Consider the following 11,374-nt stretch of genomic DNA (forward strand, 5'->3'; position numbering starts at 1 on the left):
ATGTGCTGGATGTGGTTGGGCACTGGTTGCGGGGTCGGCCTTCAGCAGGGGTAGGTAATGCCACAAGGTCAAGATCAAAAGATCGCAGCCTCCGGCGGCTCCTACAGGGCTGGGTTTGCCACTCAGCCGCGAGCTCCTGACTTGCCGCCCAGTAAAAGGTAAACTTGCCGGCCTTCGCAGGAGCAACCATGAATTATCGCCACGCCTTCCATGCCGGCAATCACGCCGATGTGTTCAAACACCTGACCTTGACCCGCCTCATCGCCCTGATGTCGCGCAAGGAGCAGCCGTTTGCCTATCTCGATACGCACGCCGGCATTGGCCTGTACGACCTCCAGGGCGATCAGGCCAGCCGAACCGGTGAGTATCTGGAAGGCATTGCGCGGTTGTGGGATCAGCCGGATCTGCCGATCCTGACCGCCGATTACATGCAGGTGTTGCATGAGATGAACCCGGACGGCCAGTTGCGCTTTTATCCGGGCTCACCGGAGTTGGCGCGGCGCCTGACGCGCCCGCAGGACCGCGTGTTGCTCAACGAGAAGCATCCGGAAGATGGCGTGCTGCTCAAGGACAACATGGCCGGTGATCGTCGGGTCAAGGTGCATCTTGGCGAAGGCTGGCATGTGCCGCGGGCGTTGCTGCCGGTGCCGGAGAAGCGTGCGGTTATGTTGATCGATCCGCCCTTCGAAAAACTGGATGAGATGCAGCGCTGCGCCGCGGCCTTGAAAGAGGCGGTCGGGCGGATGCGCCAGACTGTAGCGGCGATCTGGTACCCGGTGAAGGATCAGCGCGCGCTGCGCCGGTTCTATCAGGACCTGGCCGGTACCGGTGCGCCGAAGTTGTTGCGGGTCGAGCTGCTGGTGCATCCGCTGGATACGCCGAACAGCCTCAACGGCTCCGGTCTGGCCATTGCCAATCCGCCGTGGGGGCTGGAGGAAGAGTTGCGTGAGTTGCTGCCGTGGTTGTCCGAGAAGCTTGGGCAGACCCAGGGCGGGTGGCGGATGGATTGGTTGATCGCCGAATGAGGCGATGATCGTTCCCACGCAGAGCGTGGGAACGATCGGTCAGTGGTCAGATCGGGCAGGTCACGCCGGTGCCGCCAATGCCGCAATAGCCTTCAGGGTTTTTCGCCAGGTACTGTTGGTGGTACGCCTCGGCGAAATAGAACGTCGGCGCTTCGTCGATTTCGGTGGTGATGATGCCCTTGCCGGCCTTGGTCAGTTCGACCTGGAACACCTGTGCGCTTTTTTTCGCGGCTTCCAGTTGGGTCGGGTTGGTGGCGTAGATCACCGAGCGATACTGGGTGCCGAGGTCGTTGCCCTGGCGCATGCCCTGGGTCGGGTTGTGCAGTTCCCAGAACATCTTCAGCAGCGCTTCGTAGCTGACTTTCGCCGGCTCGTAGACCACCAGCACGACTTCGCTATGGCCGGTCAAGCCGGAGCAGACTTCTTCGTAAGTCGGGTTCGGGGTGAAGCCGCCAGCGTAACCCACGGCCGTACTGACCACGCCTTCACGCTGCCAGAACTTGCGTTCCGCGCCCCAGAAGCAGCCAAGGCCGAAGATCGCGAAATCCACATCCATCGCGAATGGACCCAGTAGCGGGGCGTCGTGGACGAAGTGTTTTTCCGGCACGGTCATGGGGGTTTCGCGGCCAGGCAGAGCTTGTTCTTTTGTTGGGAGCACGTTTTTGTTCACCAGAATTTCCGAGCGCAGAACCATCGTCAGTCCTCTCAGTCGTTGGAATAATCAGAAATGCAGTTTGCCCGAGTGTTGACGCGATGTCAGGCAATCGGGCCGCGCGGATAGCGTTTGAGCTTGTCGATCAGGTCGAGGCCCGGGATCGGTTGGTCGAACAGGTAGCCCTGGCCGACGTCGCAACGGTGGCGACGCAGGAAAGCCAACTGCTCGGCGGTCTCGATGCCTTCGGCCACGACCTTGAGTTTAAGGTTGTGGGCCATGGCGATCACCGCGGAGGTGATTTCCATGTCGTCCTGGTTATCCGGGATTTCGTGAATGAAGCTTCGATCGATCTTGATGATATCGATGGGGAATTTTTTCAAGTAACTGAGCGACGAGTAACCGGTGCCGAAGTCGTCCATGGCCAGGGTCAGGCCCAGGCGCTTGAGCTGGTCGAGTTGCAGGCGAGTGTCTTCGGTGGCTTCCAGAAGCAAACCTTCGGTCAGTTCCAGCTCCAGCAAGCTCGCCGGCAGCGCTTCCTCCTTGAGGATGTTGGCGATGGATGCTACCAGGTCCGGGTCGGAGAACTGCTTGGGTGACAGGTTGATCGCTACCTGCAGGTTGCCCAGGCCGGCGGCGCTCAGCGCTTTGCTCATGCGGCAGGCCTGGCGGGCGATCCATTTGCCGATCGGAATGATCAGGCCGGTTTCTTCGGCAACACTGATGAACTGGTCCGGGCGGATCATGCCCTTTTCCGGGTGGTTCCAGCGCAACAGCGCCTCCATCCCCAGCAGGCGACCGCTGCGCAGGCAGAGCTTGGGTTGGTAGAACACGTCCAGTTCGTTCTGGGTCAGGGCGCGGCGCAGGTTGTTCTCGACGAACAACTTGTAGCTGGCTTCGGCGTTCAGGGCTTCGGTGAAAACCTGCACCTGATGTTTGCCGTTGGCCTTGGCCTTGTGCAGGGCCAGGCCGGCATTACGCATCAGGGTCTGCGGGTCTCGTCCATGCAGGGGCGCGCAAGCCAGGCCAACCGAGCCGGTCACGCTGATCAGCTGGTTGTCGACGAACATCGGTTTGTCGAGGGTCGTGAGCAACTGGTTGGCGACCTGCTGCCCGAGTTCAAGGCCAGTGTTGTCAAGCAAGACCGCGAACTCGTTGCTGGCAAACCGCGCCAGGCTGCCGCCCGGGTTGAGGCTGTTGCGCAGGCGCCGGGCCAGGCTGATCAGCAGCTTGTCGCCGGTCTGGTGGCCGAGGCTGTCGTTGATCCGCTTGAAGTTATCGATGTCCACCAGTAGCAGGCTGATAGGCGCGTCGCTGTCGCGGGCGAAGCGTTCATCGAGGTTGCGGATGAAAGCCGGGCGGTTGCCGAGGTTGGTCAGGTTATCGGTGTAGGCCAGGCGCTCGATGCGTTGCTGGGCGAGCTTGGTCTGTGTGATGTCTTCGTAGATACCGATGTAATGGGTCAACTCGCGGTTGTCGCCATAGACCTTGGATATCGACAACTGACCCCAATAGGGTTCGAGGTTTTTGCGCCGACTCTTGAATTCCCCCTGCCAACTGTTGCTCATGGCCAGCGCCGAGGGCGCGTCGAACAGCAGTTCACTGAGGTTCTCCAGTGCCGGCAGTTGCGCCAGGCGCTGGCCGTGGACTTCTTCGGTGGTGTACTGGGTGATCGCCGTGAAGCTCGGGTTGACGTACTCGACGATGCCATCGCAATTGACCAGCAAAAAGGCGTTGGCACTTTGCTCGACCGCACGCTGGAACAGATGCAGGGCGCTGGTGGCGGTGCGTCGATTGTGATTACTGATGACCTGGGCGAACTGATCCGCCAGCTCGCCGGCGAAGGCGATTTCGTCCTGCTGCCAGGCGCGGGTCGCGCCGGTTTGCTCCAGGCACAACACGCCGACCACCTGGCCGTCGACTCGAATGCTGGCATCGAGCATCGCGTTGACATCACGCGAGCGCAGGCTTTCGGCGATTTCCCGGGTGCGCGGGTCGCGCATGGCGTTGTGGGCGTCGATGGCGCGACCGGTATGCAGGGCGTCGAGGTAATCGGGGAAACCGCTGGCGTCGATCGGCGCCGGCAGCAGGTATTCCTGGGTTGAGCGGTGGTAGGCCGAGATGGGGGCCAGCATCGATCCTTCCAGGTGCCAAAGACTGGCACAGTCGATCTGGTAAATCTCACAGGCGCTACGGGTGATCAGTTCGGCGGCTTCCTGCAGGGAATTGTTGCTGCTGTAGCGCTGGCGGGTCAGCAGCAGGATAAGGTCCTGCTGGGCACGGACCCGATCCAGATGCTGCAATTGTTCCCGCTGGGCGCGCTGATTGAGTTCGAGGGCGATTTGCAGGCGCGAGTTCTGGGTTTCGAGATCCAGCGCTGGCAGCAGTGGGTCATCCTCGAACAGGCCGTCGATGACCAGCAGGTAGCCGCGCAGCAGATGTCGATTGTGTTGTTTGTAGGCTTCACCCAGCTCCAGCAGGTTCAACGCGCCCGAGGCGGTGTGCAGGGTGTAGCGGATCAGATAGTGGGTGCTCTCGCTCAACTGCGCCTGAATCGCGTCATGCAGCTGATAGCGTGCTTGCGGCTCCATCAGGCTGGCGTAGGGCGAACCGACCAGGGCGCACAATTCCACGGCCGGCAGGCCGAACTGGCGTTCGCAATTGGGATCGAGAAACAGCAGTGCCCAGCTTGGTTCGTTCAGCCGTTCGAAACGCAGCATGCCGAGCCGCGAGGGCACAGGCAACTGCGTCACTACCTCGGCCACCATACGGCTGGCGGCATCGGGTTGGCTTTTCATGGAGGGGACTCGCTTCGAATTTGCTGATCGCGCCGGGCTCTCGCCCTCTTTACTGTTGCCTGCGGCAAGGTTGCATCATTGCGACACTGACTGACAAGAGAGATGAAGGCCAAGTGCTATAAGAATATGTCGGCAGAGGAGAAGATTTCTCCAGCACGCGACTAAAAGATTGGATTGAGCCGAAAAAATCGCATCCTGTAGGCGCTGCCGCAGGCTGCGATCTTTGCTTTTTAATGCAGCGAAATAGCGATCGATTGCAAAAGGCCGCCATCCCGGTCGTGATATCGCACGTGAAGCTGTTCCGTATCGACGATCACATGCGCGAAGTTATCCTGGCTGATGACCTTGCCCTTCAATTCGTGCCGATAATTGCCTTGAGCGGTTCGCGCGAGCGGCTGATCCAGCAGGAAGGTAGACGCTTGCGCATAGGGCAGCAGTTTGCTGTTGCACAGGGGCGAGGAGACGATGGTATGAACTTCAAAGGCCGGGTCCTCGCTGTGGGTCAGGCGGCTGATCAGTGAACCATGGACGTCGCCTGAAACGATAAAGACATTCTTGATCGCGTGTGTGCGAATCGTTTCCAGCAGCCGCAGCCGCTGTTCGGGAAAGCCTTTCCAGGCGTCATCACCCTGGCGTTTGCTGTCGGGGTAGAACATGACGCTGGTGACCACGAATTTGACCCGGGCCGAACTGTTGATCAGCCAGGTGCACAAGGCCTGCTCCTGCTCGATATCGAGGATGCGTCGGTCGCTGGCTGCAAGATTGCGCCGTGTTCGGCTGTCGGTGACAAACCACTCGATATCGCCATCGGCGAACAAGTACCAGTATTTGTCCAGCTTCCTGTCGATTTGGCCATCGGCGCAGAGTGGGTGTGACGGGCCATGGCTGGCCTGGTAGATCTCATAGGCGTTTATCGCATTGGCATATAGGAAGTCATCGGACTTGTTTCTGTTGGCCGGCCAATTGTCTTCGATCTCATGATCATCCAGGATCATGTAAGTCGGCAGGGTCGACATTAACTTTGCAATGTTTGGCTGGGAAAAAGCCACGCGATACTTGAGAAGAATATCCTTGAGCTCGCGGTCCGGAGCAATGAGGTTCAAGTCATCGACATAGATCTGGTCGCCGGTCATCAGCATGGCGCTGATAGGCGGTTCGGCCTGCTCGGCCAGTCTTGAGATTGTCGCGAACATCCTGTCACCCAGATGAGGTTCGGCGGCAATGCCTGCGGTGAGGCGTAGATAGCGACATGAGCCCACAACATAGGCCCTGGATTTTCCGGCCTGGTTCGAGCGGGTACGCAGGCGATGAATCCGCACTGGCCATTGCAAGCTCAGTTCCTGCATTGCCTTGGCAGAGCACACAGGCTGCATCGCGCTGAACCATCCAGCCTGATATTCATACACGGTGTCGGCAGCCAGGTCGCTGAGAGCCAGGACGGCGGACATGTCCCGGGCTTTCTCGAGTTCAGCGAAAATTCCGTTTGACCAATGCTCGTCATCGAGTTGCCGATAGCGAATGCCGGCGAATGCATGGGCGTCTTTACTTGATTCTCCACGCAAGAATATACGTGCATGGTTCGTGGTGGTGTGGCCAATGATTGGCCCGACAGTTGGTTTGAACATATTCGAATCCATTCGGTTTTTAATCAATTGGCTTTAAATGGCCTTGCAGGCAAGGCTAGTTATTTGGCCTTGAAAAATACCGGGCGGAAATGGATTCGACTTGTGGGGGATATCAGCCACAAATGTAGGAAAGTATCTGTTGAGGTTAGAACGCCGGACAAAAAAAAGCCCCGCCAAATTGGCGGGGTTGAGGTACGAGCGTGGCGCTCGGAAAACGTGAAACGCGACAGGCCCTCCCGTGAAGGAGGGCCCGCCGGTGTTACAGCAGGATGGTGCGGATGTCCGCCAGCAGGTCGCTCAGACGCTTGGTGAAGCGTGCAGCAGCGGCGCCGTTGATCACACGGTGATCGTAGGACAACGACAGCGGCAGCATCAGTTTCGGCTGGAAGGCTTTGCCGTCCCAGACTGGCTGGATGGTTGCCTTGGAAACACCGAGGATCGCCACTTCCGGCGCGTTGACGATCGGCGTGAAGCCGGTGCCGCCAATGTGGCCGAGGCTGGAAATGGTGAAGCAGGCGCCTTGCATGTCGTCAGCGGTGAGCTTCTTGTCGCGGGCCTTGGCGGCCAGCGCAGCGGCTTCGGCTGCCAGTTGCAACAGGCTCTTCTGGTCAACGTTCTTGATGACCGGTACGAGCAGGCCTTCAGGGGTGTCGACGGCGAAGCCGATGTTCACATATTTCTTGCGGATAATTGCTTTGCCGCTTGGTGCCAGCGAACTGTTGAAGTCCGGCAGCTCCTTGAGCAGATGCGCGCAGGACTTGAGCAGCAGCGGCAGGATGGTCAGCTTGACGCCGGCCTTCTCTGCAACGGCTTTCTGAGCGATACGGAACGCTTCCAGCTCGGTGATATCAGCCGAATCGAACTGAGTCACGTGCGGGATGTTCAGCCAGCTGCGGTGCAGGCTCGACGCACCGATCTGCATCAGGCGGGTCATCGGCACTTCTTCGATTTCACCGAAGCGGCTGAAGTCCACGACCGGAATCGGCGGGATACCCGCGCCGCCGGTTGCGCCAGCAGCAGCGGCGGCCGGTGCTTCCTTGGCCTTCTGCATCATGGCCTTGACGTATACCTGCACGTCTTCTTTCAGGATGCGACCGTGCGGACCGCTGGCGCCGACAGCGCTCAGCTCGACACCGAATTCACGGGCCAGTTGGCGTACGGCCGGGCCTGCGTGAACCTTGGCGCCAGGCTTGGCTGGAGCAGCAACCGGAGCGGCCGCAGCAGGTGCGGCGGCAGCAGGAGCAGGAGCAGGAGCAGCGGCTGGCGCAGGCGCGCTCGCAGCAGCGGCAGCAGGTGCCGGGGCAGCAGCAGGCGCTGCGCCTTTGACTTTCAGCTTGAGGATCAGGTCGCCGGTACCGACTTCGTCGTCCAGCTTGATGGAAACGCTTTCCACCACACCAGCGGCAGGCGATGGGATTTCCATGCTCGCCTTGTCGGATTCCAGGGTGATCAGCGACTGATCGGCTTCAACCGAGTCACCGGCCTTGACCAGCACTTCGATGATCTTGGCCTTGCCCGCCGAACCGATGTCCGGAACGTGGATGTCCTGAACGCTGTCTGCAACGGGAGCAGCAGGAGCAGCTGCCGGAGCAGGCGCAGCGGCAGGTGCAGGAGCGGCAGCCTGGGCAGGCGCGGCGGCAGGTGCAGCAGCACCGGCCACTTCCAGGTCCAGGATCAGGTCGCCAGTGCCAACTTCGTCATTGAGCTTGACGCTGATGGCCTTGACCACGCCAGCGGCAGGCGACGGGATTTCCATGCTCGCCTTGTCGGATTCCAGGGTGATCAGCGACTGATCAGCCTCGACGGTGTCGCCGACCTTGACCTGGATCTCGATAATCTGGGCCTTGCCCGACGAGCCGATGTCCGGCACGTGCACTTGCTGTACCGAAGCGGCAGCCGGTGCAGCAGCTGGAGCGGCCGGCGCTGGAGCTGCCGCAGGAGCAGGTGCAGCTGCAGCTTTTGCAGCAGGCGCAGGGGCAGCCGCTGGAGCCGCAGCAGCGGCGCCTTCGACTTCCAGCTCCAGCAGTTCGTCGCCCTCTTTCAGGCGATCGCCCAGCTTCACTTTCAGGCTCTTGATGATGCCGGCCTTCGGCGCAGGCACTTCCATGCTCGCCTTGTCCGACTCAAGTGTCAGGATGCTCTGGTCAGCTTCGATGCGGTCGCCGACCTTCACAAACAGTTCAATTACTTCACCTTCACCGCTGCCGATGTCAGGTACGCGAATGAGTTCGCTCACAGAATCTCTCCTCAGCAGTCCAGTGGGTTGAGTTTTTCCGGGTTGATACCGAACTTGGCAATGGCTTCAGCCACAACCTTAGGTTCGATGTCACCACGGTCAGCCAGTGCTTCCAGGGCTGCCAACACCACGAAATGACGGTCGACTTCGAAGAAATGACGCAGTTTCTTGCGGCTGTCGCTGCGGCCAAAACCATCGGTACCCAGGACTTTGAATTCCTTGGACGGTACCCACTGACGGATCTGCTCGGCGAACAGTTTCATGTAGTCGGTAGAGGCGATGACCGGACCTTTGCGGCCATTCAGGCACTCTTCCACATAGCTCAGCTTAGGCTTCTGGCCAGGGTGCAGACGGTTGGTGCGCTCAACGGCCAGGCCGTCGCGACGCAGTTCGTTGAAGCTGGTAACGCTCCACACGTCGGCGCCGACGTTGAACTCTTCACGCAGGATCTTCGCCGCTTCACGCACTTCACGCAGGATGGTGCCGGAGCCCATCAGTTGAACGTGGTGTGCCGCTTCGCGGTTGTCTTCCTCGAGCAGGTACATGCCCCGCTTGATGCCTTCTTCGGCACCGGCCGGCATGGCTGGCTGCTGGTACGACTCGTTCATCACGGTGATGTAGTAGAAGACGTCCTGTTGCTCTTCGGTCATCTTCTTCATGCCGTCCTGGATGATCACCGCCAGCTCATAGCCGTAGGTTGGATCGTAGGTGCGGCAGTTCGGGATGGTGGCAGCCAGCAGGTGGCTGTGACCGTCTTCGTGTTGCAGGCCTTCACCGTTCAAGGTGGTACGGCCGGCGGTACCGCCGATCAGGAAGCCACGGGTACGGCTGTCGCCAGCGGCCCACGCGAGGTCGCCGATACGCTGGAAGCCAAACATCGAGTAGAAGATGTAGAACGGCAGCATTGGCTGGTTGTGGCTGGAGTACGAAGTACCGGCAGCGATGAAGGAGCTCATGGCGCCCGCTTCGTTGATGCCTTCCTCGAGGATCTGGCCCTTCTTGTCTTCCTTGTAGAACATCACCTGGTCTTTATCGACTGGCTCGTAGAGCTGGCCGACGGACGAGTAGATGCCCAACTGACGGAACATGCCTTCCATACCGAAGGTACGGGCTTCGTCCGGAATGATCGGCACGATGCGTGGGCCGATTTCCTTGTCCTTGACCAGCTGCGCGAGGATGCGCACGAAGGCCATGGTGGTGGAGATTTCACGGTCGCCCGAGCCGTCCAGGATAGCCTTGAGGGTATCGAGTGGTGGAGTCGGCACGCTGAAGCTTTGCGCGCGACGCTGCGGCACGAAGCCACCCAGTGCGGTACGACGCTCGCTCAGGTAGCGGGCTTCGGCGCTGTTTGGCTCAGGCTTGAAGAACGGCAGGTTCTCCAGTTCTTCGTCCTTGACCGGGATGTCGAAGCGATCGCGGAACAACTTCAGGCTGTCGACATCGACTTTCTTGGTGTTGTGCGCGGTGTTCTTCGCTTCGCCGGCACCGGTGCCATAACCCTTGATGGTCTTGGCCAGGATGACGGTAGGTTGTTCTTTGTGGTTGACCGCTTCGTGGTACGCCGCGTAGACCTTGTACGGGTCGTGGCCGCCACGGTTGAGTTTCCAGATCTCGTCGTCGGACAAGTCTGCAACCATCGCCTTGAGTTCTGGCGAGTTGAAGAAGTGTTCACGTACGAACGCGCCGTCTTTGGCCTTGTAGTTCTGATACTCGCCGTCGATGACTTCGTCCATGCGACGTTGCAGGATGCCGTCGACGTCCTTGGCCAGCAGTGGGTCCCAGAAACGGCCCCAGATGACTTTGGTCACGTTCCACTGGGCACCGCGGAACACGCCTTCGAGTTCCTGGATGATCTTGCCGTTGCCGCGAACCGGGCCGTCGAGGCGCTGCAGGTTGCAGTTGATGACGAAGATCAGGTTGTCCAGCTTCTCGCGGCCAGCCAGGGAGATCGCGCCCAGGGATTCCGGCTCGTCGCACTCGCCGTCGCCCAGGAAGCACCAGACTTTTTGCTTGCCGGCAGGAATGAAGCCACGGGCTTCCAGGTACTTCATGAAACGCGCCTGGTAGATCGCCTGGATCGGGCCCAGGCCCATGGATACGGTCGGGAACTGCCAGAAGTCAGGCATCAGCCAAGGGTGCGGATAGGACGACAAGCCCTGGCCGTCGACTTCCTGGCGGAAGTTGTTCATCTGGTCTTCGGTGATGCGGCCTTCCATGAACGCGCGGGCGTAGACGCCTGGCGAAGTGTGGCCCTGGAAGTAGATCAGGTCGCCGCCGTGTTCGTCGGTCGGGGCCTGGAAGAAATAGTTGAAGCCGATGTCATACAGGGTCGCGCTGGAAGCGAAGCTGGAGATGTGACCGCCGAGGTCAGAATCTTTCAGGTTCGTACGCATTACCATGGCCATCGCGTTCCAGCGTACCAGCGAGCGAATGCGGCGTTCCATGAACAGGTCGCCAGGCATGCGTGCTTCGTGGGTTACCGGGATGGTGTTGCGGTAAGGCGTGGTGATGGCGTAAGGCAACTGCGAACCGCTGCGGGTCGCGAGTTCACCCATACGGGTCATCAGATAGTGAGCACGGTCTTCGCCTTCTTTGTCGAGAACCGATTCCAGGGCGTCCAGCCATTCCTGGGTTTCGACGGGATCGAGGTCTTGCATGGCTTGCTCCAGGGCGGAAAGGCTACCAGAATCGGTTGCCTGAGTTAGCGACTGGCCTTGTGGGCAGACGTTATGAATTCTTGGATTGCCGATAGGTTGTTCCGGCGGTGTGTAGTTTTACTACAAATCATCCGGCATTTCAGCCTTGCTAATGTATATACGAGTAGTAAAACTACAGATGAGCGGCTTGTGGCCCCCGGCTGCGTTGTGAGAATAATCGTTAAGGTTGGTCTTTTGCCAACCGAAAAAGGTGAAACCTTGATGTTGGCTGCCAATAAAAAAGAATTTTCAGCTATTTCTAACTTTTGTTCGACACTCCTTCAGGTAGTGGGTATGCGAGATTCACTACATGCAGCCTGTTACACGCCGATCAAGGATAGA

6 protein-coding genes are annotated in these 11,374 nt (G+C 59.6%); 1 reads left to right on the forward strand and 5 read right to left on the reverse strand.

Translation table 11 applies throughout. The features are described 5' to 3' along the window. Window positions 1-188 precede the first annotated feature (188 nt). A complete protein-coding gene (locus HGP31_RS02550) occupies window positions 189-1,025 on the forward strand; it encodes a 23S rRNA (adenine(2030)-N(6))-methyltransferase RlmJ (protein WP_020796206.1) in 837 nt (278 codons plus the stop codon). A gap of 46 nt (window positions 1,026-1,071) precedes the next feature. On the opposite strand, the gene msrA is transcribed toward HGP31_RS02550, so the two are convergent. From msrA to aceE, 5 genes are all read right to left on the reverse strand, one after another. Further along, on the reverse strand, window positions 1,072-1,719 hold the full coding sequence (gene msrA, locus HGP31_RS02555; RefSeq protein WP_020796207.1) for a peptide-methionine (S)-S-oxide reductase MsrA: 648 nt from the start codon (window positions 1,717-1,719) through the stop codon (window positions 1,072-1,074). A gap of 62 nt (window positions 1,720-1,781) precedes the next feature. Then, window positions 1,782-4,475, reverse strand: a complete 2,694-nt coding sequence (locus tag HGP31_RS02560) for a putative bifunctional diguanylate cyclase/phosphodiesterase (RefSeq protein WP_020796208.1) — start codon at window positions 4,473-4,475, stop codon at window positions 1,782-1,784. A 230-nt stretch (window positions 4,476-4,705) separates the two neighbouring features. Continuing rightward, the gene (locus tag HGP31_RS02565) at window positions 4,706-6,100 is read right to left on the reverse strand and encodes an alkaline phosphatase D family protein (RefSeq protein WP_168757118.1); all 1,395 of its coding nucleotides are present in this window, start codon (window positions 6,098-6,100) and stop codon (window positions 4,706-4,708) included. Window positions 6,101-6,359: 259 nt separating this feature from the next. Further along, on the reverse strand, window positions 6,360-8,336 hold the full coding sequence (gene aceF, locus HGP31_RS02570) for a dihydrolipoyllysine-residue acetyltransferase (RefSeq protein ID WP_168757119.1): 1,977 nt from the start codon (window positions 8,334-8,336) through the stop codon (window positions 6,360-6,362). Window positions 8,337-8,347: 11 nt separating this feature from the next. Continuing rightward, window positions 8,348-10,993, reverse strand: coding sequence for a pyruvate dehydrogenase (acetyl-transferring), homodimeric type (aceE, locus tag HGP31_RS02575; protein WP_020796211.1), 2,646 nt, complete (start codon window positions 10,991-10,993; stop codon window positions 8,348-8,350). Between the last annotated feature and the right edge of the window lie 381 nt (window positions 10,994-11,374).

The organism is Pseudomonas umsongensis, from assembly GCF_012647205.1.
GTDB classification, from domain to species: domain Bacteria; phylum Pseudomonadota; class Gammaproteobacteria; order Pseudomonadales; family Pseudomonadaceae; genus Aquipseudomonas; species Aquipseudomonas umsongensis.